Source organism: Paenibacillus baekrokdamisoli, from assembly GCF_003945345.1.
In the GTDB taxonomy this organism is placed as follows: domain Bacteria; phylum Bacillota; class Bacilli; order Paenibacillales; family Paenibacillaceae; genus Paenibacillus_Z; species Paenibacillus_Z baekrokdamisoli.
The window spans coordinates 412,582-438,450 of record NZ_AP019308.1 but is presented as its reverse complement, the minus strand read 5'-3'; the positions used below and the strand labels follow the sequence as shown (position 1 = coordinate 438,450).

At 44.2% G+C, this 25,869-nt stretch carries 27 protein-coding genes; 9 read left to right on the top strand and 18 right to left on the bottom strand.

What is annotated here, in order from left to right; genetic code table 11:
• Window positions 1–36: 36 nt before the first annotated feature.
• From EKN16_RS01805 to EKN16_RS01765, 10 genes are all read right to left on the bottom strand, one after another.
• Window positions 37–1,599: a response regulator transcription factor gene (locus EKN16_RS01805; RefSeq protein ID WP_125653435.1), complete on the bottom strand. Its 1,563-nt coding sequence runs from the start codon at window positions 1,597–1,599 to the stop codon at window positions 37–39.
• A complete protein-coding gene (locus EKN16_RS01800) occupies window positions 1,596–3,392 on the bottom strand; it encodes a sensor histidine kinase (RefSeq protein WP_183530630.1) in 1,797 nt (598 codons plus the stop codon). Before EKN16_RS01800 ends, EKN16_RS01805 begins: the two co-directional genes overlap by 4 nt.
• On the bottom strand, window positions 3,382–4,458 hold the full coding sequence (locus EKN16_RS01795) for an autoinducer 2 ABC transporter substrate-binding protein (protein ID WP_125653433.1): 1,077 nt from the start codon (window positions 4,456–4,458) through the stop codon (window positions 3,382–3,384). The genes EKN16_RS01800 and EKN16_RS01795 overlap by 11 nt, the downstream gene beginning before the upstream one ends.
• A gap of 438 nt (window positions 4,459–4,896) precedes the next feature.
• Complete coding sequence (locus tag EKN16_RS01790) at window positions 4,897–5,781, bottom strand: carbohydrate ABC transporter permease (RefSeq protein WP_125653432.1); 885 nt, start codon at window positions 5,779–5,781, stop codon at window positions 4,897–4,899.
• Window positions 5,782–5,798: 17 nt separating this feature from the next.
• Window positions 5,799–6,710, bottom strand: coding sequence for an ABC transporter permease (locus EKN16_RS01785; RefSeq protein ID WP_179955583.1), 912 nt, complete (start codon window positions 6,708–6,710; stop codon window positions 5,799–5,801).
• Window positions 6,711–6,862: 152 nt separating this feature from the next.
• Window positions 6,863–7,102 carry a hypothetical protein gene (locus EKN16_RS32780; RefSeq protein ID WP_232016153.1) on the bottom strand — a complete coding sequence of 80 codons (240 nt, stop codon included), beginning with the start codon at window positions 7,100–7,102 and terminating at the stop codon, window positions 6,863–6,865.
• Window positions 7,099–8,595: a type 2 periplasmic-binding domain-containing protein gene (locus tag EKN16_RS01780; protein ID WP_232016152.1), complete on the bottom strand. Its 1,497-nt coding sequence runs from the start codon at window positions 8,593–8,595 to the stop codon at window positions 7,099–7,101. The genes EKN16_RS32780 and EKN16_RS01780 overlap by 4 nt, the downstream gene beginning before the upstream one ends.
• 116 nt (window positions 8,596–8,711) lie before the next feature.
• Window positions 8,712–10,394 carry a response regulator transcription factor gene (locus EKN16_RS01775; RefSeq protein ID WP_125653431.1) on the bottom strand — a complete coding sequence of 561 codons (1,683 nt, stop codon included), beginning with the start codon at window positions 10,392–10,394 and terminating at the stop codon, window positions 8,712–8,714.
• Window positions 10,395–10,399: 5 nt separating this feature from the next.
• The gene (locus tag EKN16_RS01770; protein WP_164522639.1) at window positions 10,400–12,127 is read right to left on the bottom strand and encodes a sensor histidine kinase; all 1,728 of its coding nucleotides are present in this window, start codon (window positions 12,125–12,127) and stop codon (window positions 10,400–10,402) included.
• A gap of 365 nt (window positions 12,128–12,492) precedes the next feature.
• Entirely contained in the window at window positions 12,493–13,071 is a 579-nt protein-coding gene (locus EKN16_RS01765; RefSeq protein ID WP_125653429.1) for an LOG family protein, read from the bottom strand.
• Between the two features lie 299 nt (window positions 13,072–13,370).
• On the opposite strand from EKN16_RS01765, the gene EKN16_RS01760 reads away from it, so the two are divergent.
• The 4 genes from EKN16_RS01760 to EKN16_RS01745 all read left to right on the top strand — a co-directional run bounded on the left by EKN16_RS01760 (window position 13,371) and on the right by EKN16_RS01745 (window position 16,461).
• Window positions 13,371–14,489 carry an MFS transporter gene (locus EKN16_RS01760; protein ID WP_125665746.1) on the top strand — a complete coding sequence of 373 codons (1,119 nt, stop codon included), beginning with the start codon at window positions 13,371–13,373 and terminating at the stop codon, window positions 14,487–14,489.
• A gap of 372 nt (window positions 14,490–14,861) precedes the next feature.
• On the top strand, window positions 14,862–15,320 hold the full coding sequence (locus EKN16_RS01755; protein ID WP_125653428.1) for a CcdC protein domain-containing protein: 459 nt from the start codon (window positions 14,862–14,864) through the stop codon (window positions 15,318–15,320).
• A 1-nt stretch (window position 15,321) separates the two neighbouring features.
• Window positions 15,322–15,741: a hypothetical protein gene (locus tag EKN16_RS01750; RefSeq protein WP_125653427.1), complete on the top strand. Its 420-nt coding sequence runs from the start codon at window positions 15,322–15,324 to the stop codon at window positions 15,739–15,741.
• 291 nt (window positions 15,742–16,032) lie between these two features.
• Window positions 16,033–16,461, top strand: coding sequence for an SRPBCC family protein (locus tag EKN16_RS01745; protein ID WP_125653426.1), 429 nt, complete (start codon window positions 16,033–16,035; stop codon window positions 16,459–16,461).
• Window positions 16,462–16,830: 369 nt separating this feature from the next.
• Here EKN16_RS01745 and EKN16_RS01740 read toward each other — a convergent pair whose 3' ends face one another.
• Window positions 16,831–17,730: a copper amine oxidase N-terminal domain-containing protein gene (locus tag EKN16_RS01740; protein ID WP_164522637.1), complete on the bottom strand. Its 900-nt coding sequence runs from the start codon at window positions 17,728–17,730 to the stop codon at window positions 16,831–16,833.
• Window positions 17,731–18,222: 492 nt separating this feature from the next.
• Between EKN16_RS01740 and EKN16_RS01735 the strand changes: the two genes are divergently transcribed.
• Window positions 18,223–19,494 (top strand): IS110 family RNA-guided transposase, encoded by a 1,272-nt coding sequence (locus tag EKN16_RS01735; protein WP_125653424.1) that lies wholly within the window; start codon window positions 18,223–18,225, stop codon window positions 19,492–19,494.
• A gap of 425 nt (window positions 19,495–19,919) precedes the next feature.
• Here the strand turns inward: EKN16_RS01735 and EKN16_RS01730 are convergent, their stop codons facing one another.
• Both EKN16_RS01730 and EKN16_RS01725 read right to left on the bottom strand, forming a co-directional pair.
• Entirely contained in the window at window positions 19,920–20,342 is a 423-nt protein-coding gene (locus EKN16_RS01730; RefSeq protein ID WP_125653423.1) for a hypothetical protein, read from the bottom strand.
• A gap of 134 nt (window positions 20,343–20,476) precedes the next feature.
• Complete coding sequence (locus tag EKN16_RS01725) at window positions 20,477–20,821, bottom strand: hypothetical protein (protein ID WP_125665744.1); 345 nt, start codon at window positions 20,819–20,821, stop codon at window positions 20,477–20,479.
• A gap of 66 nt (window positions 20,822–20,887) precedes the next feature.
• Between EKN16_RS01725 and EKN16_RS32005 the strand changes: the two genes are divergently transcribed.
• Window positions 20,888–21,037, top strand: a complete 150-nt coding sequence (locus EKN16_RS32005; protein WP_164522636.1) for a hypothetical protein — start codon at window positions 20,888–20,890, stop codon at window positions 21,035–21,037.
• 382 nt (window positions 21,038–21,419) lie between these two features.
• Here EKN16_RS32005 and EKN16_RS01720 read toward each other — a convergent pair whose 3' ends face one another.
• The 3 genes from EKN16_RS01720 to EKN16_RS01710 all read right to left on the bottom strand — a co-directional run bounded on the left by EKN16_RS01720 (window position 21,420) and on the right by EKN16_RS01710 (window position 22,927).
• A complete protein-coding gene (locus tag EKN16_RS01720; protein WP_164522635.1) occupies window positions 21,420–21,818 on the bottom strand; it encodes a VOC family protein in 399 nt (132 codons plus the stop codon).
• A 258-nt stretch (window positions 21,819–22,076) separates the two neighbouring features.
• Window positions 22,077–22,532, bottom strand: a complete 456-nt coding sequence (locus EKN16_RS01715; RefSeq protein ID WP_125653421.1) for a DinB family protein — start codon at window positions 22,530–22,532, stop codon at window positions 22,077–22,079.
• Between the two features lie 56 nt (window positions 22,533–22,588).
• Window positions 22,589–22,927, bottom strand: coding sequence for a hypothetical protein (locus tag EKN16_RS01710; protein WP_125653420.1), 339 nt, complete (start codon window positions 22,925–22,927; stop codon window positions 22,589–22,591).
• Window positions 22,928–23,220: 293 nt separating this feature from the next.
• On the opposite strand from EKN16_RS01710, the gene EKN16_RS01705 reads away from it, so the two are divergent.
• Window positions 23,221–24,423: an IS110 family RNA-guided transposase gene (locus EKN16_RS01705; RefSeq protein WP_125653419.1), complete on the top strand. Its 1,203-nt coding sequence runs from the start codon at window positions 23,221–23,223 to the stop codon at window positions 24,421–24,423.
• A 233-nt stretch (window positions 24,424–24,656) separates the two neighbouring features.
• On the opposite strand, the gene EKN16_RS32775 is transcribed toward EKN16_RS01705, so the two are convergent.
• Window positions 24,657–24,926 (bottom strand): hypothetical protein, encoded by a 270-nt coding sequence (locus tag EKN16_RS32775; protein WP_232016151.1) that lies wholly within the window; start codon window positions 24,924–24,926, stop codon window positions 24,657–24,659.
• 7 nt (window positions 24,927–24,933) lie between these two features.
• Here EKN16_RS32775 and EKN16_RS33650 point away from each other — a divergent pair, with 7 nt between their 5' ends.
• Both EKN16_RS33650 and EKN16_RS01695 read left to right on the top strand, forming a co-directional pair.
• A complete protein-coding gene (locus EKN16_RS33650; RefSeq protein ID WP_125665742.1) occupies window positions 24,934–25,059 on the top strand; it encodes a histidine kinase dimerization/phosphoacceptor domain-containing protein in 126 nt (41 codons plus the stop codon).
• A gap of 36 nt (window positions 25,060–25,095) precedes the next feature.
• Window positions 25,096–25,530 (top strand): sensor histidine kinase, encoded by a 435-nt coding sequence (locus EKN16_RS01695; RefSeq protein WP_221226879.1) that lies wholly within the window; start codon window positions 25,096–25,098, stop codon window positions 25,528–25,530.
• 142 nt (window positions 25,531–25,672) lie between these two features.
• Here EKN16_RS01695 and EKN16_RS32000 read toward each other — a convergent pair whose 3' ends face one another.
• The gene (locus EKN16_RS32000; RefSeq protein ID WP_164522634.1) at window positions 25,673–25,819 is read right to left on the bottom strand and encodes a hypothetical protein; all 147 of its coding nucleotides are present in this window, start codon (window positions 25,817–25,819) and stop codon (window positions 25,673–25,675) included.
• Window positions 25,820–25,869 lie beyond the last annotated feature (50 nt).

The window sequence follows — 25,869 nt, the reverse complement described above, 5'->3', positions numbered from 1 at the left end:
ATTTTTCGGTTCTTTCATAAAAAAAAAACCGCTGCATTAATCCGCAGACGGTTTAGCGATATCTTTAAAGGAAGAGGGAAGCACCCCGAAATGCCTTTTGAACTGGCGGCTAAAATATTTCACATCGTTGTATCCCACCTTGGCGGTGATAGAAAGCAATTTGCCATCTGTTTCGGTAAGCAGCCTCCCCGCTTCCTCCATTCTTAACCGTCTCACATAATTGAGCACAGTTTCCCCAGTGTGCGTTTTAAATATTTCGCAAAAATAAGTCGGATTCATTGGGATCTGCTCGGCAATGGATTGAATCGTGAGTGGTTCCCCCAAGTGTTGCTTGATCCAAACTTTAGCTCGGTTGACAGGTGTCTGATCTGTTTTCGACCGTTTATCACGCATAGAATCCGATAGGAGCAGCAGCAAATTATTTAATTGTTTGTGGAGTTGATGGAAGCTGGCCGTATGTTGGTCCATTTTGCCCAAGTTCGATAAAATCCGAGTTTGTGCCTCTTCATGTCCGGTTTCCAAGCATGCACCGTGAATATGTATAATCAGATATTCAATGGCATGCCGAATGCTTTCCGGTGTACGAAGTGATTCAATTCCCCTGAAATAGTCATCCAGCAGTGACTTTGTTTCTCCATCCGATTCACTCCCTATCTCCAAACGAAGGCGCTGCACAATCTGCCGGAGTTTAACCGGTAAAGCGGTTTCAGATATATCCAGCATGCGGTCGGCCTCTATTACCCGGTTGCCCCCAGATACGAGTCGCAAATACAGTAGCGACAACACATCGTCACGAACGCCCGGCAAACTGTGCATATCGGTAAATTCGCTGCTGACGGACACAGTTACGGAAAGTCCCATGTAACGCAGAACAGTCAAACGAACCGATTCCGCCACTTGTTCCACACCCTCTGCATCACCCAGTAGGATCCAACACATTCTTTTGCCACCCTGCCAAACCCAACCACGGCCAGTTTGACCCAGCATCGCATCATTGACCGTTTCTTCCAAAATATTCTCGACGGCATACATGGATAACTCCCAGTCTCTCGGTGTATATGTCCTCTTCTTAAACGGAGGTTCATCCAGGGAAACGCACAGTAGACGGTACGATTTTTCCAGGAAAGTACCCCGCCAGTTTCCCGCTATTCCCAGCGAATCACCCTCGTATAACCATTGTTGAAGCGCACTTAGCTCATCCTGACGCTTCCTGCGCTGAATCTTGTATTGTAATTCCTTCATCTGCATCCGAAATAGTGAGCGGTTGATCGGCTTAAGAAGATAGTCGATAGCCCCTTCTTTTAATGCGGTCCGCACATATTCGAAATCATCATATCCGCTGATCACCAAAGGAATTATTGGTTGATACTGCCGGGCTTCTCGTATCAGGGTTAATCCATCCATGATAGGCATTTTGACATCTGTAACGAGCAGATCGACCCTTATCCCAGCATTTTTTATATACTGCAGTGCCTCTGCGCCGTTGGCAAACATATCAAGAACCTTCCATTGCTCCCCGCATTCTTCGATAAGTCGGACCATTCCCCTGCGGATCATAGGCTCGTCGTCGGTAACAATTACATGAATCTTCTGAATCATTTTTCATCCTCCATAGGCAGTACCGGAATTTCCAACACAGTGACTGTTCCTTTTTCTTTCTCGCTATCAATACTCAAACCATAGGATTCCCCGTACTCCATCGCAATGCGGGAATGAACATTTAGCAAGCCGACACCTGAATCCCTTTGCATGAATTGGGAGTCCGAGAGCATGTGACGAACCTGCTGCAAACGGTCGGCATCCATTCCGACACCATTGTCGCGTATACTAAATCGGATGGAAACCGATTTGCCATTCTCGTCGCGCACCTCGTCAATTTCGAGCTCAATATATACCTTTTGCCGGTGCTCCAATCCGTATTTAATGCTGTTTTCTACGATTGGCTGCAGAATAAACTTCAGAGTCCCATAATTCTCAGATTCAATGGAACTGTGTATAGCATATTCAAGAGCATCCTCGAAACGATATTTCTGGATTTGCAAGAAATCCTCAACATGCTGTAATTCTTCTGAAATCGGTATAGTTCTTCGTTTGTTGCTGAGTGAAAACCTCATCATTCTTCCGAGTAATGATACCATTTCCACCGCTGTTTCCCTTTCCCCTTGTTCTACCGCCATCGATATAGTTTCCAGGGTGTTATACATAAAATGCGGGTTGATCTGAAATTGGAGTGCGTAGAGCTGGGCCTCTTTTTGTTTAATTTCGATTTGGTAGTTTTCCTGGATCAACGCACGTATTTCCTTTACCATGGCATTGAAGCGGTGCGCTAACATGCCGATCTCATCATCCCTGCTACGGATCTGCATATCGACCTGAAAGTTCCCTCTCTGCACATCGACCATTAACCGCCGAAGCTGGATAAGCGGTCGGGTGAAATTCCAGGCGAGCAGTACAGAGATCACTCCCGTGACTGCAACAAACAGGACAAACGCAGTAATCATCAGACTGCGAAGACGGTCTGTTTGAGCCGTCAGCTTCTCCATCGGAATACGGTAAGCCAACGTCCAGCTAGTCGATGCCGAACGGCTGACACTAAACAGCTCGCTTTTTGACGACGACATTTTTTTGAAACTTCCATCAGTCACTGGAAACAGCCGTGCATCGTCGTATATGCCCCCGATCCTCTCGGAATCGGTATGATAGATGATTTTCCCCTTCATGTCCATAATCCATAAAGTTGCCGAATCTTCGTTTGCGAGTTCAGACAAAACGTTCTCGATAAACTTCATCGTAACTGCAATATACATCGTACCTAACGTCTTCTGATTATCGGAATCCTTGATTGGCTTGACGATTAACAAATAGGGGACTGCACCTTCAAACTGCAAACCTGCATCGAGCGGCAGGATGATACTTACTTTTCCTCGAAAATTCAGTTCTTGTCCAACTGGTAGCGAATTTGGATCGAAAGCGCTGTAAGCGAGATTGGCTTTCTGAAAAATCCGATTATTGCTATAAATAAAGACACCGAGAACATCACTATAATTGCCGCTTAAGTAAGTGCGAGATAAGTAGCCTTCAACTGCAAATTTGTCCTGTAGAGAACGGGACTGGGACTGAGACGTCTTTTTCCGCAGAATAGAGACAACCTCATTCGAGTTATAAATAAGCTCACTCAGATTTTGCAATTCATCCAATTTCCGATCGATGTTATCGTTAGTCTGGCTTAATATACGTGGAATGTATTTTCCGACCTGGTTTTCAATTGAGCGGTTATACTGCCAGTACGAAACATAACCGATAATAGCCATCGGGATAACGGTAAGCAGCAAATAAGTAATAATCAACTTGGAGGTAAACCTATAGTTTTTGAATATATTTCTAAAAATCATAGTCGTCCACATTGTCTTTTGTAAAATCTATCGGTTCACCCATGATGACAACATCCCCTTTTATGCGTATATTCCCTACATTCGGAATTTCCTGACCGTCATAAGCCATTTCTCCGTCCAACAGCTGCTTAACCATATAAACAGTCAAATAACCGAGTTTTTTGGGACTCCAAAGACTTATGACCTGCGAGACACCCTCCTTCAAATACTTGCGCATCAGATTCGGCGACGCAATGCCGATGACCTTGACTTCGCCGGTTTTCCCCCGTTCCTGCACCGCCTTGGCCGCAGCAGGCGGACTCGTTGACCCAACCCCGATAATTCCTTTGATATCGGGATACCGGTCCAGCATATCCAAGGAAAGTTTATAACCTTCTTCCATATCCTCGTTATTGGATCTGATCTCCACCAGCTTCATTTTGGGATAATACTCATCCAGTTGTTTCCGGATCCACTTGGTCCATTCGCTCAAATTCATGGCCGTAGTCGAACTAGTTAAAATGGCGAAAGAGCCGCGTTCATTCAAAAGCGTCGCCAAGAGATCCATTTGATGACGTCCAAACGCTTCATAATCTACTTGATTGACAAAAAACGATCTCGCCTCAGGCAATGTATCCGAATCCCAAGTAATGACTTGAATTCCCTGCTTCTTAGCTTTTTGCAGGACTGGTATCAAAGCCTTGGGATCATTGGCCGCAATGGCAATCGCATCCACACCTTCTCTGATCAATTGCTCCACAATTTCGATCTGGTGTTCAGCGTCCGCAACCTGAGGTCCGGAAGAGATAAGCTCGATGCCCAGATCTTTAGCCGCCTCTTTAGCCCCATCCTCCGCAACGTCAAAATAGGGGATGCCAGCGATTTTAGAGACGAAGGCCACTTTGTATTTTTTCGCTCTAACTGATTCTTCTGACTGGGTAGCATGCTTCGCCTGCAATTCATTGTTATAGATTACTGTAAACTTGGGAGTGGAGTCACTTTTATTGCAACCGTTTACAAACACAAGGGTCAAGAAGATTCCGAGAATACAACAAAATAGTCCGTATGAGCTAACCTGCATCTTCATTTTCTTTTCCTTCCTCCCGGTACTTTGATAACTGGAGAAATTATAACATGTTTTTCCGGCTCTGCACTAAAATAAGTGCTTGATAAATTTGAAGCATGGTGCGTAGAAGCTCGCTGCGCGGACGGATCATTCTTAGTGCAGCCCGCTGCGCGGACGGATCATTCTTACGATCGCTGTTGTCTCCCTATTTCTTGATTCTATCCCGTAGGGGTAGAAATAAGGAGACAAAGGCGAACGCTAGCGCTTCTTCAGAACGATTCCGTCCGCTTCGCTAGGTACTTCGTGATGGGAAGCATCCAAATTTTATAAACACCAAATAGTCCCCACCTTGAAGGAAAGGGACTCATTTAAGCTACTTGTTACCTACACGACAGGTCAGGGAAGAGTCAGTGAAAGCATCCTGATTTTAACCATGCGGGTTGTGTTCGGATTGTCCATTTACTCTTTGACGCTGCCTACAGTAATCCCCTTTATAAAATATCTTTGCAGGAACGGATACACCAGCATGATCGGCAGCGCGCCAAGAAATATTTGTGCCGTGCGCAGCGTTTTCTCGCTAATTGACTCCAGCCGCTTCAAGTCATCGAGCGAAATCGCCTGCTTGTTGATTGACGTAACGAGCGTGGAAAGGTAGCTCTGCAGCGGATATTTCTCTGGCGAATTCATATATAGGATGCCGTCAAACCACGAGTTCCAATGCCCAACAACGGTGAACAACACAATCGTTGCCAGCGCTGGCAATGAAATCGGCATATAGATTTTCCACAGCGTCATCCAATGGCTCGCTCCGTCAATTGTGGCGGCTTCATCCAAATCTTTAGGAATTCCCCTGAAGAAGTTAAGCAGCATCACGGTGTTCCAGACGTTTAATGCACCGGGCAAAACAAGCGACCAAATGGAGTTTAATAGTCCAGTCTCTTTAATGATGATATAGGTCGGGATCAGCCCTCCGCCGAAAAACATCGTAATGGCAAAAAACCATACATACACCGTTCTGTATCGGAATTGTGCATGGCTCTTGGAGAGCGGATATGCAGTAATGATTACGAGCAGCATGTTCACGATCGTGCCGAGCGCGACCCGTTCCAGTGAGATGCCCAGAGAGCGGATAAACTCCACCTTCTGGCCCAAATAACGGTAGGCTTCAAACGAAAATCCGACCGGCCAAAGCTTTACTTCCGCTGCCATAGCCGCTGTATTTGAACTTAAAGAAACCGAGAGTAAATGAATAAACGGTACTATGCCGAGAATTAACACGAACGTCAATATTGCAACATTCAATACAATAAATGTTTTCCTGCTTAACGATGCTTTATAGAACATAGCTGCTCCCCCTCCATCTAAAATATACGGTAATTGCTGAATCTGTAGGCAAGGAAATAGGAGAGAGAGACGAGTCCAAGCGAAATGACCGACTTAAACAGCCCGATAGCAGTAGCAGGTGCAAACTGCTGACTGAACAGCCCTAATCTGTAGACAAATGTATCGATAACATCCGCACTATCGTAAACGATCGGATTATACATAAGCAATATTTGGTCAAACCCTGCATTCAGCACGTTCCCCAAGCTTAAGGTCGTCAGAAGAATGATGATCGGCGCCATACCAGGCAGCGTTATATGGACCAACTGCTTCCATTTGCCCGCACCGTCCACTTCGGCCGCTTCGAACAAGCTAGCATTGATTCCGGTAATCGCCGCCAAAAAAATAATCATATTATAGCCCATGCCTTTCCAAACGTCAGAGGCGATGATGATCGACCGGAACCATCCGCCTTTCCCCATAAACATGATCGGTTCAATTCCGAATCCCGAAAGGATGCTGTTAACAGGGCCTTGCATGGAGAAAATTTCTAGAATAATCCCGCCAAGCACCGTCCATGAAAGAAAAAAAGGTAAAAATATACTCGTCTGAACAAACCGTTTAAACCAGTCCTTCATCAGCTCGTTCAGCAGCAGAGCCAGAATGAGCGGCACCAACAATCCAAATACGATTTTCATCACCGATATGACAACGGTATTCCATATGATCTGATCGAACTCCGGTAGATGAAAAATGTATTGGAAATTTTTAAGCCCGACCCACTTCGACTTGAAAAAGCCGAGAATCGGTTCAAATTTTTGAAACGCCATCACAATTCCAAACATCGGTCCGTAAGCATAAACAAGCGTCACCAACACACCCGGTATAAGCATCATATGGAGCGGCATTTCCCATTTCATATGTCTTTTCTTGAGCGATATGTCCTTCATGTTTGAGCTGCCTCCAAGCGGATAAGTCATTGAGCGACAAATTTGCTGCTACAAGTAAAACATATTCATTCTGAATGGTTAAAGATAAAACCGGGAGGAGATGTGTGCCCTTCCCCCCGGTACTTCACGAGCAGGATTACTATACGGAAATTTTACTTGTTTTTGTCATACCAGTCGTTAACTTCATTCGTAATGTCATCTCCGCCAAGCGCCTTCCAGCTCTTCACGTATTTATCGAATTCGTCGATCGACGCCGAACCCATAATGATCTTAACGAAGGTTTCGTTCAGCAGCTTGTCGAGCTGCGCGCCTTTCTCCACCTGCGTTTCTGTAGCTGAGCCAAAATATTCGTTGCTGACATACTGCTTATTGTCGCGGATTTTCCGCGTCAAGCCCCAGCCTCCGTCATCGGCGGCGCGGCTGTAATAAAGCCCCATCCGCTTGGGTCTCCAGCCAAGTATTTATTCGCCGCATCCAGCACTTGTTGGACGTTCTTGTAATAAGGGATCGTTTCGTCTTCGATTTGAGTTTGCTTGTTCTCAAGTGCCTTTTTGACATTCGTATAAATGTTTTCCACATCGGTTGGGTTATATATTCTTGGTACGAACCAATTATACACATACCCTTTTTCCGCTTTATTTTGTTCGTAATACTTTTTCGTGTTCATTTCGATATAGAAGTTTATCATCTTAATAAGCGCTTCCGGATTTTTAAAATCTTTGTTAGCGACGACGATATGTCCCATACGCACGGTCGGTACAAGCGATTTGCCCGGTTGTCCGTCAAAGGAAGGAATTTGAACACTGATCCAATCGGCCTTCGGATCTTTATCTTTGTTCAGATTGAGCGGCCAGTTCGCCAACCACCATTCCCCATACGTGATACCCACTTTACCCGCGACAATATCTTCACTCACCTTGGTCTCGTCTTTCATTCCGAATTCCTTGTCCAGAATACCTTTGCTGTACCAGGACTGCAGCTTGGCGAGCGCCGTCTTCGTTTCTGGCTGAACTTCCCCTGCCACAAGTTTTCCGTCGCTGCCCTTGATCCATCCGCCCGGATAGGAATTAAAACCGTTAAAGAAACCGCGTGCGTCGAATGCCCAACTGATTAAAGTCTTGTGCATGGCAAGTCCGTACGTATCGTTCTTCCCATTTTTGTCAGGATCATTCTTGACGAATGCTTCGGCAACCTTCTCCAATTCATCCATGGACTTCGGAGCCTCAAGACCGAGGTTTTTCAACCAGTCTGCGCGGATCCACATCAGCTGCGTCGACAAATACGGTTCTTCGAAACCGGGAATCGCGTAGAGCTTGCCGTCGGCAGACACCGATTTCATGGCTACCCCACCGTCAGACTCCATAAATTTCTTCAACGCTGGTGAAGCGAATTTGTTATAAGCATCGGTTAAATCGGCAAGTACACCTTGACTCTTAAACTTTTCAAAATTACGCACATCGAGATCCATAATATCGGGCAAATCGCCTGAAGCGACTGCTATCGAGAATTTCTGATCATATTGATCGGATGGGACGGTCCATAAATATTTGACTTGGATGTTCAACTGGTCTTTTAAGTCCTTCAAATAAGCGTTCTGATCGGGAGTCATGCCCTGCGGGGTTTTCGCATCTTCCGGAGCGCTAAAGCCGAGCACCTCGGTAACGGTTACTGTATCCGCGTATTTTCCGAGTGGATCCGTATTTTCCGATTGCGGCGTTGCTGCAGCGTCATCGGTAGTCGTAGCGGTATTCGTAGCGGTATCCTTGCCGGAATCGGTTTGCTGCGTAGCAGCTTGCTTGTCTTCGTTCTTGTCGCTTGCACATGCGGATAAAGTTATAACGGTAATCAATAAAGCAATTAGCATCATCAAACTCGATCTTTTCATTGACATGTGTTCTCCCCCATTTTTGCTGTATTTGGATGTAAGCGCTTTACACTTTTATCATAAGGCCGGGGGATTCACTCAAACAATACTAAGATATTTACTTGCTTCTGTTTTATTTACTTCCTGAGCATGTGGGAATCTCTGTATTCCTGCGGTGTCGCACCTTTCATTTTGCGGAAAAAGGCCGTGAAATAGGAAGGGGACTCAAACCCAAGCTTTAATGCGATTTCGTTCACCTTAAGCTGGGTATTCGTCAGCATGTGGGTTGCTGCATCGGTTTTGGTCACATTAATGTAGTCGGATAGGTTGCGTCCTGTCAGTTGTTTGTAAAAGCGGGACAAATAAGAGGGGTTGAAGAACACCGCTTCCGCGATCCGGGCCAGCGAAAGATCTGCACCCATGTTTTCGTGAACAAAACGGTGTATTCGCTCAACGAGCAAGTTTTCGCCTTTTTCCACCTGCTCCTTCTTTCTGAAACAGATCGAATTAACCATCTTGACAAACTGCGACTCGGCATTGTCCCATTCCACAGGCAAATCCATCATCGATAGGCTGGCTACTCGGATGTCATCGCTCAGCTTGTCATGCGCGTTTAATTCGTTCAGATGCGATACGAATGCAAGCAGCAGCAAGTAATACTTCTCGAGCCCTAGCAAATAGTTGCCCGCCAATGCAGATTTGATTTGGCCGAACAGCTCCGATGTCATGCCGACTGCTCCCGCTTCATTTCCCGTGCTTAAGCATTTCTCCAGTGCTGCCAGGCTTTTGTTAAATTCAGCTGTTTGCGGCACAGCAGGTTTACCCGCTTCCCACTTGTACAATCCGTCCGGCATACCTAGATCAACGACCGCCATGACCTGCCCGTAGAAAGCCAACTGCTTGAGCGCCGCTTTCAACACGTCAAACTCTTTACGGATGTCATCCCAATTCGCAGCGCTCCTGCTTACCGCGAACGACAAGGATATGCCGAGCAGATCGCGGCAGCCGTTCTGCACCGTTTCCAGCATGCCTTTCAAATACGTCACGATGCCTCGCCAATCGGTATTGCCACTAGGATCGACAAATTTACTCGTATTCGCAACGGGCTGAACGAACCATACTAGATCCGAATGATCGTGTACGATTTGTTCTGCGATCAGCAAAGAAGACAAATGGTGTGCGAATAAATCTTGAATCGAATAAAACACATCCAACTTTTTCGTATAAGACATTTTTTCATCCCAAGCATCTACTTTCCCAGTGACGATCAACAGTGGTAGTCCTCTGTCAAGCTTCAGAGTCAGTCCCTTGAAATGCCATTCACGCCAAATATCATCCGCATTTTCTCCGTATAGCAGTGCTTCGAAAAATTCTTTCTTGAGCAGTGGTTCTACTGCAGTCATTTGCAGTCCCGCCAGCTCCAGCATATCTTTCTTACGGCTTTCTTCGTCGAATTTCGCTACAGCAGCCTTTACCGCTTTAAATATCGGCTCGATACCTTCGGTTTTCAATATGTAATTGTCAACATTACTCTGGATTGCCTTATACACATATTCGAATTCGCTATGGCCGGTAAATAATATAAATCGGCATGAAGGCCAATAGACGACAACCTCCTCGACCAACTGCAACCCGCTTTTACCAGGCATGCGAATGTCGCAGATGACAATATCGATCTTCGTTTTCATGGCGATTTCCAATGCCTCGTTTGCCGAATAAGCTTTACAAACATCCAACTCCAGTTGTTCCGCATCCTGAAAATACTGCATCAAACCGTCGACAATTACGGGTTCATCATCCACAATTAACAGTCTATGCACCGTGGTCAACCTCCGTTTTCTGTAAAATGAATAATAATTTCCGCTTTTAATCCGCCAAGTGCGCTGCGTGAAACATAAATTCCGTTAGCATCTCCAAACTTTAAACGAATTCGCCGGCTAACGTTCACAAGCCCCGTTTTCTCAGAAATTTGCTCTGTGTTAGCAAGTTGGTACTGCAGCTTATTCAGAATTTCGTCGGTGAGCGTATCCCCATTATCTTCTACTATGATCCGTAATTGGCTGTTCTCAAAAGCATTCGTCACACAGACATGACCGCGGCGCTGCCCGTTCTCGAAGGCGTGTTCAAACGCATTTTCCACAACAGGCTGTAAGATCAGTCGTGGCACCAGATACGATTTACAGGATTCAGGCATGTCCGCCGCTTCCACTTCAATCCGGTTCGAGAAGCGAATACTTTGAATTTCACAGTAATCCATTGCATGCTGGTACTCATCGGCGAGTGTCGCTAAATCTTTCCCGCTGCGTGTGATGAATTGATAATAGCTTCCAAGCCTTCTTGCCAGCTCAGACGCGCTATCGACATCGCCGCTCCGGCAAATCATATAGATGTTGAAGAAGCTATTATACAAAAAATGCGGATTGATTTGGGACTGCAGCTGCTTCAACTCGGAATGCTGAAGAGCGATTTTCTGCTCAAAATTTTCCTGTATCGATTGCTTCAGCTTGACGACCATCTGGTCAAAGTTGCGGTACAGGTACCCGAATTCATTGTCATGATTCGGAGCAATCGACAAAATCAGATTGTCCGCCTCTAGTATTTTCAAAGATTTCATGAGCTTTTTCAACGGTTTGTGAATCATCCAGTTAACAGAAAAAGAAAAGACGAGGATGATCGCGAGCGAAACGACCGACAACAAAATATACCAAATATTAAAAGCCTTTAACGGACCGGTCACTTCGCTTTGATTCACATACATATACAGCGTTAAGCCAAGAGTGGCTATACGGCTGTGCGTGATCATATACGGATGTTTCTCATTGTGAACCGTGAAGCTGTCGGGTACCTGATCGGGTGTTCTTCCCATGACGCCTGCCTGGATTTGCTGAAGGACTGCATCGACCGCAGCCTTTTCCTTGACCGTTATCGTTTTGATAAAATGATCATCCGTTAGCACCGCGCCGGAATCGACATAATAATCGACCAATGGACGCAGCGTTTCTTCGAACTTACCAACGGATAGCTCAAAATAGGCAACGATGCTGGCATTATTTGCGGATGCTACAAAAAACAGCTTCCCCCCGCTGTAGTATAGCGGCTGTGCCGGTTGAGTCTCACTATATCCCGCAATGACGTCATGCTCTGAATTGGGCAGCTTCTTAATTCCTCCACGCGAGGATATCGTCCTGTCAAATGATTTAATATATACGCCGACATTAAGGAGATAATCACTAGAGTTTTGAATGGTGACAAGACGTTCTTTCACCCTGTTTACCAGTTGGATTTCTTCGTATTCTTCGATTCGTTTTCCGAGAAAGCTTAATTTCTGCAAATCGGAGTCATTCAAAAATTGCAGCTGCAAATTGCGGATAAACACCATTTGGTCGTCTACCTGACGGGAATAAAACTTAACGTTGGACAAAGTAGCGTTGGAAATGCCATCCTTGATAAAGGATTGCCCCGTCATATTCATCCACAAATTAATCAAATAAAAAGGAATCATCATAGCCAAAAAGATTAAAATTATTTTTTGATAAACATGTAACTTCGACATTGCTGCAGGTCTCTTCACACAATTCCCCCTTCGCAATATTTGCCTAACAACCATGACTTTAATGCGGCTTAGGACAGGTGTTCTACCCATCATATCAAAAACTTATCCAAAGCTGCATGGAGGAAAACAGATTTTGAAAACAACAACAAAACAAAGGCTATCCCTCCGCCATTGTCATGACTTTTGAGGGCTGCCCGCATTGTTCAGCCCATGGAATTTATTCTTCCAGCAGCGCCCCATTACGCACATAAAAAAGCGACCCTCCTCATTTCGGAAGGTCGCCTGTCTTGAATAAGAAGCCTGCGTTCCAGCTTCAAAATGGTCCGGATGCCCAAAACCAGATTCGTCCTCTCAGTTGCTCAATACTAACTAAGCTGCTTCCACTTTTGTTCTAGCGTTTGAGGAACATAGCTTTCCAATTGATGTAAAAGCTCCAAGGGTTCATTGGAAACGTTTATCAGACTGAGATGTGAAGCATTGGAGAAGCCTTCATTAATGCTGTGTTTAATTAGATTTATTAAGGGATCAAAATAATTTCTGATATTGAGAATACCTACTGGTTTTTTGTGTATGCCAATTTGTGACCAGCACAAGACCTCGAAAAGTTCCTCATAAGTCCCAAAACCGCCGGGTAAAGCAATAAAACCATCAGCTAGTTCTCCCATTTTAGCTTTGCGCCCATGCATATCTTCTACTTCTATTAACTGAGTTACCTCTCTATGTACCATTTCTCCTTTAAACAATCCTTTAGGCATGACTCCGATCACTTCACCTCCACCATTCATGACAGCATTAGCAATTTCACCCATTAAACCTATTTTAGATCCACCGTAAATTAATCGATAATTTTTTTTAGCCATGTAATTACCAAGTTCAGCAGCTTTAACTTTATAATCGTGATGCTCCCCTAAATTTGATCCGGCAAAAACACATATTGATTTCATAAATCCATCCCCTAACTATATATTGATATTATCCATTGTATAATATACTATATATTGAGTGTGAATCATACTAGCGAGTAAGAAGTGCTACGGAATGTAAATTTATGAAGTCCAATAATGGATTAAACATTTATATGGAGAAAGCTGAGCGAGTGCTCGTATGGCAGTGGATTCATGGATCTACAAAATGATAACCAGGAGGTGTTTGGATATTGAGTCACTTAACTTTAGCCACGCGAAGTGCTGCCAGCACTCCGTCTGCTGATCGTCTTCCGTGGGCCGGATTACTTGCTCTGGGCATGACTGGATTTATCTGTATTCTCACCGAGGCGCTTCCCGCCGGTTTGTTGCCCCAGATAGGCCAAGGGCTTGGAATCTCGGAGGCTCTCGCTGGACAACTCGTCACGTTATATGCCCTTGGCTCCCTTTTGGCCGCAATTCCTTTGACTGCAGCGACACGCAGTTGGCGAAGGCGACCGCTGTTGCTACTGTGCATTATTGGTTTTCTTGTGTTCAACAGCATTACTGCCCTATCTTCCAATTATGCACTGACGCTGGTTGCCCGTTTCTTAGCAGGCGTATCCGCCGGTGTCTTGTGGGGAATGACAGCCGGTTATGCCCGGCGTATGGTACCGGATGCGCTCAAGGGCAAAGCCATGGCAGTGGCAATGATCGGCACGCCTCTCGCTATGGCCCTTGGTGTCCCTGCCGGAACATTCCTCGGCGTACTTGTGGGCTGGCGCGCTGTTTTCGGGATTATGTCGCTGCTAACTGTGGTACTTGTTGTCTGGGTACTATGGAAGATGCCGGACTATCCCGGAGAGTCAGCTAACAAGAGACTCCCCCTCCACAAAGTCTTCGTCATGCCGGGGGTGCGGCCCGTTTTGGTTGTCGTTCTGGCTTGGATGCTAGCTCATAACATTCTTTATACCTATATTGCGGCTTACCTTGCTCAGGCCGGGCTTGCCAGGCGCGTTGACTTAATGCTTCTTATTTTCGGTATGGCATCGGTTATTGGGATCTGGATTACAGGGATGTTGATTGATCGTATGCCGCGTTTCTTGATATTGATTAGCCTCGCAGCTTTCTCACTGGCATCCCTTCTGCTTGGCATAGGCAGCAGTCAAGCGATTGTGATCTATTTGGCAGTTGCCGTGTGGGGGCTTACAATTGGTGGAGCGGCGACACTGCTGCTGACGGCAATGGCTGAATCTGCTGGCGAGAGTGGGGATGTGGCCCAATCGATGCTTGTGACGGCATGGAATCTGGCCATCGGTGGAGGCGGCTTACTTGGAGCTATTTTACTCGAAACCCTTGGCGTTCGTTCCTTCCCTTGGGTCTTGTTTATTCTGCTGCTCCTTGCGCTGCTCGTAGCGTGGCGGGCGAAAGTACATGGGTTCCCCTCAAAGAAGAATTGAAGTACACTTTTAATGATTTTATCCACTGAGCCATCCGGCCCATTGAAGACAAGCAGGCGAGATTAACTCGCCTGCTTGTCTTTTTAGGGTTTCCTATAACTGAGGCATCAATTCAAACATCTCAGTCGCTATTGCGTTAAATAGAGTAAGGGCTGGGGATCCCAGCCCCTACTCATCAAACCGTACGTGCAGTTTTCCCGCATACCACTTTCTGACGTTTTTCATCCAAGGCAGTACGGTTTTTCCATTGGTTGATGCTACATCTCCAGGTGGATTCGGATGATAAACAAATCAATCCAGAGATGGACTTATTTCTTCCGTTTCTGGCTTATACTTTAAACATTGAATTGGATAAAGAAATGAGGAACCATAATGAGTACATTGTCTGTCTATTTAATTGTCCTAGTGATCGTCCTGCTTCGCATGGGCAGAGAGAAAGAGATTCAGCCCTCACGTATGTGGATTACACCGCTTCTTTTTGTTTGGCTAGCTTATTCAAGCCTTTCTCAATCCTCTAATCTGACGGCGAAGAATTTCCTTCTTTATTTAGTTTGTTTAGTTATTGGTGTGGGTATTGGCGTATTGAGAGGAAAGATCGATAAAGTTCGCATTAACCCCGCTAATGGAAAAATAACCTCACAAAGCTCCATTGGCGGCATCATCCTTTTCATGGGCGTCATGCTCCTGCGTTTATTGGCAGAGTATTGGGGAAAGGAGCAAGCTTTGGTATCATTAAGTAATGCTCTGTTATTTATTCCTCTAGGGAGCATTAGCGCACGACGTTATGTGCTCTATATGAGATACCAGCAGATGCGGGGACAGCGCAGATAACATGGAAATCATATTATGTCTCGCTTATTTATCTCTTCTTTGGGCAACTGACGGATTGCTCAGGAATAGTCGAAGGCGCGCGGCAGCTGTGATACTGCTCTGGATATTGACCTCACTTTCATGGAACGTATTCGATACCTGTAAGACTGCGGTTGTGCTCATATTCTACCTTTTGGCCTATATCGCGCTCCGGCTGCCGGGAAGCTTCTCCGTACTTTTGGCTGCTGCCGTCATCTCAGCGGACGCGGCAATCTGGCTCTTTACACAACAATCCGACGTTAATGAAATTCTGATGTATTCGATTATTCATGCAGGAACGTATGGATTTTTTTGGGGTGCGAGAATGAGGCGAGAAGCAAATGATTATAAGTTGACTTTCAGTGATAACTTTAGCCTGAGTACCTTTTCCAGCCCCAGGTAAACCGAGCAAAATAATGTTCATGTATAGATCTTAAATGCTTCCAGATAATTCAGCTACTCCGCCCATTGAACGCTCCGCCGTCACTAGCCCTTACAGCCTTCCTGCTCGCTTCCACTTAATACGTTTCCTTAGGACTGCCATCAGAGCGTCATACGACATACAAAGCAGCCACAATGACGAAAAGAAAAACCGCCTTAGTTTGGCGGTCATTGTTGCGTTATCGTTCTCCGTCTAGTACAGTGATATAATCAATCATGAAAATAAATTTACTACAGTGAGGCGGTAATCTACATGGAAACGAATGATAAAGTAACAATAACGGTAGAAACCACAGTTCATGCACCCGTTGAAAAAGTGTGGGGATACTGGACAGAACCACAGCATATAACGAAATGGTCTTTTGCTTCTGATGACTGGCATGCGCCGAATGCCGACAATGATTTAAGAAATGGCGGGAGTTTTCTTACAAGAATGGAAGCAAAGGATGGTAGCTTTGGATTTGATTTTGGTGGTGTTTATGATGAAGTGAGAATAAACGAGTTTATTTCTTACACTATTGGAGATGGAAGAAAAGTTGCGATTACTTTTATTAGCCAAGAAAACGACACCAAGGTAATTGAAACTTTTGAAGCAGAATCCACCAATCCCATTGAAATGCAAAAAGCAGGCTTTCAGGCGATTCTAGACAATTTTAAAAAATATAGTGAAATTTCTAAATAAGAATCGGACATGCAGGTTTAATCATAATAATTGAAAACATTAATTTAAACCTTCCTTTCGGGAGGTTTTTTTATGCGTTAAACTGCTCTTTGTTTGATTCAACTATCGTTCCCCGTATGTTGAACGGTTGAGCCTAAATTAATATTTGATCTAATCCAGAGTCTACAACTTTATTTTCTTTGAACAGCTAGATTAACTGCATCAATTAAACGGCCTCAGTCCGTTGGAATTCCAGACTAAGACCGCATAATGATCTCCTCATTTATGAAACTTCATCCTCATATACTTTAGAGCAGTTTTCGTCGAGTGCCACTGTAGCGTTAGTCTCCAAATCTTCTTTCGTTAAAAACAAGTACACAGTTCAAGATATTAAATACTATCTGGGACTTGTTGAATGATATCAGAATATACCTTGGAAGGGTTCTTAATGGGTCCCATTACTTTCCCATCATTCCAATAATATGTTTCAATGACGTCCCCTATTTTTGAAAACTTTACCCGTGTATTTGTCAAAGGTTCTAGGGCAGGATTATCAAATTCGGTAATCGTACCGACCCACGCTAGATTTTTATCACCTTTGGGAGATGTTATCCATTGACCTGCCAGAATCGCCTTCCCATCCTTAATTTCTATAACAGAATTCGTATAGCCGTCATAAAAAATATATATATTGGCTTTACCACCCGGGAATAAATATGAATGATCTTTGTAGGTTTTAACCTCAAGAGGCTTGAAGTTTGAAGTGATAGGTAGCGAAATTGCTGCTTTACGCGCAACCTTCAAATCCGCTTGTTCTAACAAACTGCTATCAAGTTTATACTCCTCCGATGTAATAAACACGATGTTTCGAATGGAATCATATTGAACGTGATAGCCCAGAGCTTCTGTTACAAATCGAATAGGGACAAGCACACGTCCATCTTTACTTTTGGCCGGCGCCTCTATTTCGATCGGGATCTTATTTTTATAAGCTGTTTTATTGTTCACGGTAATTTTCAATTCGTCCCCGTCTTTATTTTGAACAATAGCGACTTTTGAAATGGCGTTCCAGCTATAGGATAGTTTTAAGGACGACAGAGTTCGAATAGGAAGGAAAGTGCGGTTGTTTTCCACGATTGGGTGTACATCCATTGCAATAAATTCACCGTTTACATTTACCTCCACCTCACTAGGCGGGGCTTTAAACTCATAACTCGTTGAAGCTGCAGCGGCTTGTGTAAGACTCAGCAAACCTAATGCTAAAACTAAGACGAATAAGATCTTCTTCATGATTTTCCTCCTCATTTATTTATTTATTTATTTATTTATTTATTTATTTATTTATTTATTTATTTATTTATTTATTTATTTATTTATTTAGACGCAGCAGGTAGTTTAATGTTGAGATATTATGAAGGAAATAAATTACATAAATATCTTATCATGATTTATTCACCAATACATGTTGTTTCTTAACATCTTTTCTTTCAATTAAAAAAGCCACCAGTGCGGTTACCGATTTGGGCTTTTACAGGGTTCCTCCTTAACGATGAGCCAACTCCTCTTAGTACCATTACGATGGCAGTATCCTGCCAGTTAGCTTAACAAAGGGCCACCTCTCGGCCTCTCGGCAGCCCCTTATGTATTGTGCTATAGTTCCCCGTTAGCATTCCTGTAGAGCGTTAAATTTCAGCTTTGCAAAAAAACGAGCGCCTCGGTACGATGGGAGTACGCAACGGGTCATAGCCCTTAAAATCCCATCATCCAGGAGGACGCTCTACTATGAAGTTTAAATCGCAGGACAAACAAAATCAACTCATTGAAAAAATTACGCCTAAGCATCTGGTCGTCGGGATCGATATCGCCCAACTGACGCATGTCGCACGAGCCGTTAACTTTCGCGGTATTGTGATCGGCAACCCCTTATCCTTTTCTAACGATGAAGATGGTTTTCATTCACTCTATCAATGGATAGAACGGCTACAAAACGCTCATAACTTATCCGCAGCCATCGTTGGCATGGAACCAACCGGACACTACTGGCTTAACCTATCGAAGTGGCTCTCCGAACGCCAGTTTGAAGTCGTTCTAGTCAATCCGCACCTTGTGAAGAAGAACAAAGAAAACCGCGACAACACGCCCTCAAAGAGTGACAAAAAGGATGCGCTTGTCATCGCTGACATGGTGAAAAACGGGTACTACTCCTTTACTCGAACGACGCCAGAAGCCTTTGAAGAACTGCGTGTCTTCCTCTCAAACCGCGATTCTGTCGTTACGAGACTCGTTAGCGCGAAAAACCAGATACACCGCTGGGTTGACGTTGTTTTCCCTGAACTGCGACATGTCTTCAAGGACATCATGTGTGTGGGTTCCCTGGCAACACTTCGCCTGTTCCCTACGCCGGCAGAGCTAAGGATGTTACAGCCTCAGGACTTGATTCAGGGCTGGAAATCGCTGATGAAGCGTCACTCCGGCGAACGTAAAGCGAAAGCACTAATCGCTCTAGCGGGTCGTTCTGTCGGTTCCAAGCAAGCAACGTATGCTTACAAACTTCACTTAAAGCAACTGCTCGAGGAGTACGAACTCGCTTGTGTACAGCTGCAGGCTATTGAACTTGAGGTTACATCCGTGTTAGAACGCATTCCGTTTGTTAAGTCTATGCTTGTCGTTAAAGGAATTAGTGTTGTATCGCTGGCTGGTATTCTTGGTGAGGCTGGAGATTTAAGCGGATTTGTTCACGGAAATGCTTTGCTGCGTCATGCTGGCCTCAATCTTGCAGAAGCCAGTTCAGGTAAATGGACTGGACAGATGAAGATTAGCAAACGCGGACGATCTCGCCTCCGTCGATTCATCTTCATGATGACCATGAGTCTAGTGATGAACAATCCAGAGTTTAAAGCCATGCATGCACACAATGTGCAAGTGAAAAAGATGAAGAAAATGAGATCCATTATGAAGCTTTGTGGCAAATTAGCTCGGATATTAGTTGGGATGGCTCGAAGCGGTGAAGCCTACAACCCCTCAAAAACGTTGTCTCTCCAGCTTGCAGCTTAATACTTAATACCGTTTCGTTGTACGTAGATTGGCTTATTCGCGGGATTTCAAAGAAAGCACGGAGTACCGGATGCAGTTGAACCAAAGGGCACCGACCCGTACCGTTAGCAAGACCGGCCTCCACCCCTTGGATAGGTGTAACGAAGGAATGAGAGGGCAATGACCCGTTGAGACATGGGAGTGAAAGCCTCCAAGGGCGGCGTGGAGATAGCGTGCAGTACATGGAAATTTATGGGGCGACAACCTCCCCCTCTATTCCCGCACGCCTTCATGTTGCCAATGTCTTTGGCGGTGTCCCCATTCTTCTCACTTCGCCCCTACCAACCGGTGAAATCCTGCGAATAAGCGAGCATTCGTGAGTAAATCATATCGTACCGAGGGAGCTCAATGGCTAATCACTTTATTACAGTTCAATTTGTTGACCTTTACAGTTTATCAATTGCCAATTTAATTGAATCATTAAAGAGAGGCTTTTCTTTTGATTTAGCCCAATATATAGTAAGAACATTTCCTTTCTCATACAAAAAGGGATACGTTGTGAACTTGGCATTTTTCATCTCATTTTTAATTTCTTTGACACCGGATTTACGAGCTGATTCCGTTTTGAAAATATAAAAATACACAAATTCATGGTCAGAGTGATCTACAGATGCTTGACCTTCAATCGAATTCATTTCTGGAATTACTTTATTCAAAGTTGGTATTGTACCCATTAATCCGTATGGTCCTAGTATTAAATTTTGCGATTTAAAAGCGTTATTAACATCTTGAAGATTATATTTATCTTTGGAGCAACCAACCAATGCGATTAGACATATCAAGATTGCAATGCCAAATTTAAATTTCATGATAATTTGCCCCCTTCATAATCACCCTCATATTACCATACTTGGAACTATCCTGCTCGTTAGCTTAATAACAAAATATCCAGTTTTGAAACAGATATCACTTCCAATTCATAAATCTAGCGTTGATTTTCATTTTATTCAAGACTGTGTTTACTCTTACCAACAAATGTTTTTTTGTCCAAATCAAAAAAAACCATAAGATTTCCAGAAGAATTGGTTTCAGTATTATTAAATGTAACGGAGTAGACTTCATCTTTATTATAGTTTTTATCAATTACAGATTCTATTTCACCATTCACAGTCACTTTCTTTACAATTGAATCTTTAGGGCTTGCTGGAATTAAATCCTTTTCTTCATCCGTAAGGCTATTGAATGCTACCATCTCAATCGGTATATCTTTTTTAGATTCAAATAAATTACAACCAGTCAAAGTTAATACTAAGAGAAGCAGTATTGGAATAAATCCTAACTTGTTCAAACTATCCCCCCATTTCTTTTTTAGACGTTTATACTTGGATGCAAGTTTCACCATTTACTTGTTTCATTGAAGAAGGACTACGCTACGCTAACTATTCTGCCCGTTCAACAGGCCGCTGATTTAAGTCAGCAGCCTGTTGTCACTGTGCTATTGTTCCTCGTTAGCGTAATGAAGGCTGCCGAATCGGTAGTTCGGCAGCCTTCAATTTTTTATTGAGCTACCGTGTCCCGTAGCTTAATAAGTTAGTTTAATAAACAATCGGTCACGGATCCATTGGATTTGGAGTATTCACCATATTATATAACCACCAAAATAAAAGTAAGAGGATGCAACAAGTTATTATTATTAAAATAACAATAACTTTACTTTTTAATTGATTCTTCATTTATTACCTCCTCCGCAAAAGCATGGTCCCTTTCTATACGAGTAATTAGAAGGGTTTGTTGCGTTAAATAGCCCGTTAGCGTAATGAAAAATGGAGCAGCTGCCACCACCGGCAAACTGCTCCAAAATGCGTTGAACTATCGTGTCCCGTTAGCTTAACAATAAACGTTTTTTGCTACCACTTAACAGCCCAAAAGTAAGGTCGAGTACGTTGCTACATTTGAATCGCCATCAGCCGGTTTCCATCGGGGTCTTCGAAAATGACGATATTGTTTTCTAGCACCTCATTATGTATCACAATGCCGGTGTCTTTTAGAAACTGGAGCGTGTGCCGAATATCGTCTGTTTTGAAAAACATCATCGGTTGGGGGGCGGGCGCGGCTCCATGGTTTGAATCCAGCAAAATCTCAGTTCCCTCGAAATGCAGCGTATAAACCGTAGACAGTCTCCCATTCATGTAATCATCGTTGTAAGGCAGATCAAATACACGGCTATACCATTCCACCGCACTTTTCATGTCTGAAACATGGATAAAGATCGACCCTATTCGCTTTTCAAGCCTGCTTCCTGCCTGTGTGTTCATTGTTCGATTTTGATTATTCAAACTTTCCATGGTTATACCCTCCTTATGGCCTTTAATAACTTTCAGAGCTTTGGGGATAGTAGTAGGTTTGTATCCATCGGAGTTTTTATAGTTCTTAGCACCTTGAACCAATGATACAACCTCCTTTCGTTTCATAAATTTTACCACGCCATTGCATAATCATTGTGTCATTTTTTATCAACATTGTTGATTCAACTATCCTGCCCGTTACTTCAATAAACAAAAAAGGAGCTGCATCGAAGCAAGCCCCTTAACTATCGTCTCCCGTTAGAGCCTCGCGAACGTAATGTAATCGACTTGGACGGGCTTTGCCGATTCGATCCGAAGTACCCGGTTGATCTGTCCCCGGTGATATTGCCCATGTAAGAGGACCTGCGACAGGATGTCCCGGACGGACGTTCGGAACGGAACCCCGCTCTGGTTCGCATAGTCGACCATCTCGTCCAACTCGGATTCCTCGAGCTCTTCGATATAGACGCGATATTGCTCGGCGTTTTCTTCGAACATCGTCCGGATCGCCGTCAGGTCTTCCGCTTCCTCCCACAACGAATATTGCGAGCTGCCCTTGCCCTGCAATCGGGACAGCCAGACTCGTTCCGCGACCGCGACGTGCCGAACCAGCTTCAGAAGGTCCTTGTTCTTCGTCTCACTCTCCTCGAGCGCGTCCAAGATGCGTCCGTCCGCCCAGTACAGGTGGTCCATCATGCGCTTGATCGTCTTCATTTCGGTTTCCCCCTCTTCGTCTCATCGATTACTTGAACCTACTGTTATCTGTTAGCTTAATCAATGTAGTAATTATCCTTTTGTTTAAGCCAATTTACAATGATGTTTTTAAATGTCATTGTTGGCAACTCGCAATAGGCTTCATTATCAGAATATGGGTCGATAATCTTCACAGATGTATTATTAAGCTGGATTACAAAGTATTTTACATCGCCGAGAGTTGAATTTTCTACCTTCCCATTTAATACTTCGTTTATTGAGTCGATTAGCCAGACACCATTTTCATCATTATCTTGAAGATTTGTCCCAATAAAAGCTTCTAACAAATCGTAACCTGCGGGCAAAGATATAACGGGTACACCGTTTAAATCAATAAGTTCACACCTCTTATTCATGCACTTCATTCTTCAATAGTTCAACATTGATTTCGACTATCCTGCCCGTTCGTATTATAAGGTCACCAGATCTTTCTGGTAGACCTTATTTTTGTGTGGTCATAAGATTAAGGTAGCCGGGGATCGAACGTTTCTGCCCGTGGGACTTGGATCCCGAGAGCTATTCCGTTCATCCCCCCTACTTGTTAAACCATGATTAGGCTGGTTGGGACAAAGATCCCGGATAACAAGCGATACTGTGGACGACAAGAAGGCTAGGGGTTGCCGGCGAATATCAGATCAGGAGTGGTTGAATGAACCCTGTCATTGGATTGGATGTATCTAAAGGAGAAAGTCATGCACAAGCTTTTTCAGATCGGGGAACGCCCTACGGAAAGACCTTCCGGTTTAAGCACGATCTTGACGGATTAGCGTCCTTCCTCCGTTATCTTCAAGACTTGGAGTCCTTTACTAGGCAGCGTCCGGCCGTTGTATTAGAAGCAACGGGCCATTATCACAGCCCGGTCATTCAGTTCCTGGATGAGCATCCGTATCTGTACATTATAATCAATCCGTTCCTTTCACACCAAGCAAAAAAGAGCCAATTACGCAAGGTGAAAACGGATGTTGCTGATGCGTATCAACTGGGGGAAATGTTCTACAAAGAAGAGCTGGAGCCTTACAAAAAGCGGGGTCAGTATCTGATGAATCTCCGTTACCTGACTCGGCAATATGAGTCTCTGACGGGTATGTATGTCCAAGCAAAGCTGCAGTTTCAGGCGGTGTTAGATCAGGTCTTTCCGGAATATCATGGCGTGTTTGGCGACCTTTATTCGAAGGTGTCACTCCGTTTCCTGGCTCTATACCCAACGTCTCAATCGGTGCTGGCCATGTCTGAGAACGACGTAACGGTTCGGATACAGCACCTTGTGGGACATGTCAACTCTAACCGGTGGTCGCTGGAACGGGCACAGAAGCTAATAGCTGCAGCAGAGCGAAATCCCTTTAGGGAGACTGCTTTTCCGAGTCATTTAATTGCCTTAGAATTGCTCATTAACTTACTTCTTCAATACCAAGAGCATCTAGCGAAACTTGATCAATCAATAGAGGCTCTGGCTGAAGAATTACAAGAGTATGATTTAGTCCAATCGATACCCGGCATCGGCACCAAAATTGCAGCAACAATTTTAGCTGAAATCGGGGAAATTGATCGGTTCGATCACGCCAAGAAACTGGTTGCGTTTGCCGGAATTGATCCAAGTGTGTTTTCTTCCGGCAAGTTTACAGCAACACGAAATAAAATCACCAAACGCGGTTCTAGGAGGCTTCGGACAGCCTTATATCAAGCTGTAAGGTGTGGTCTGAAAGGCTCACGTAACAAAAGAATAAGAGCTTATTACGATAAAAAGCGTGCAGAGGGAAAACTGTTTAAAGTAGCTGTGATCGCGTGTGCAAATAAACTACTCCACTGGATTTTTGCGATTTTGACCAAGAAAGAAGCATTCATCCTAGACTGAATATGCAACGCTTAGATATGGAGGAAAACCTTCCCAATATCTGTGGGACGGTTATTTGTCATATCCTTTTTCCAGTATAGCATCCTTCGTTTTGTTCATTAATAAATAAATATTGACAAGCTATTAGCTGGAATAGCGGAACACCTTATGAAGCATAAGAACTTCGTTAGTGCTGTAAGGGAGAGGGGGTGCCGATCGGCTGCGTACTTTGTTTTCTGTAATTATGGGCTTCTCTAGTTTGCTAAGCCTACTTGTTTGATTTTATAAAGAACCATTTTGCCATTAAGCAAGGATTTACAAAGTTCAATCAGACTTGGTATATGTTCACGTATCCATATATGCCTTTCTTCTCTACTTACCCGAAATGCGTAGAGTCCGCATATTTCCAAAAACATGAAGTCCTCTAATTGTGCAATGTCTATCTTTCTTGAAATAATATTTGTGTAGCCGGAAAGCAGATCATCCCGTAATTCACTTTTAGTAAATAGGGCAGCAGAAGCCACCCGGGATATTCACGACAGCATTGGACATGGGTTAACCTCCGTCATCATTCAGCTTCAAGCATTGCCTTATATGATAAAATCGAACACTCCAGAAGCCGATAAGACGCTACCCAACGTACTGAATGTCGTTTGAAGCTGCCTTACCGAAGTTCGTACCGTTGTGCATCAGATGGTCATAGACGATGCTGGTCTCGGGCTGCTTGCATTGAAGAGCCTGATCAAATTAGTTCAGGAGCAAAGCGGGTTAAGTATCCCGCTCACTGTCTCCGGGACGGTAACCCAATGGAAGCCAGAAATTGCTGAATTGCTGTACCGCGTTCTTCAAGAAGCGTTGACCAATGTAATTCGTCACGCAGAAGCATCGATCGTTGAGGTCTCAGTTTGTGAAAACGAAAAGGAAATTACGATGACGTTGAAGGACGACGGTAGATGTACTGGAGATGTTCCTCCCTTGCCTGGTTTCGGATTGTCGGGTATGAGAGCGAGATGTGATAGAGCGGGAGGTTCTTTCCTGATTCGAAATTGCCAGCCCCATGGACTAATGATCATTGCAAAGGTCCCGCTTCATAACAGTTCAATAGGAGATGACGATATTGAATGTTAGGAGGAGAACTTTCGAAATCACCCACTAATTTTTCATGACAAATCTCTCTATCTTACCAAGATATGTACCATATAACGGGATTTTGTCGGATGGCTCTCTTTTATGAAAAATGAATTTCGCTTCTATACTCCTTTAACTTCGATTAAAAAGCTATTGCCACTCGTATGGAGCGCTCAATTCCAGACTGAATGATCGCATCTCTTCTATCCGGCTGCTGATTATGGCCTTCTACGATAATGTCGCGATATCTGGGGGCAATTTTGTATGCCTCATTTTCTAGTCTACCCATCAGGAGAAGTGTCGGTGAAGTCTACCCGTTTTGCAGGAGAGTGCAGCTTA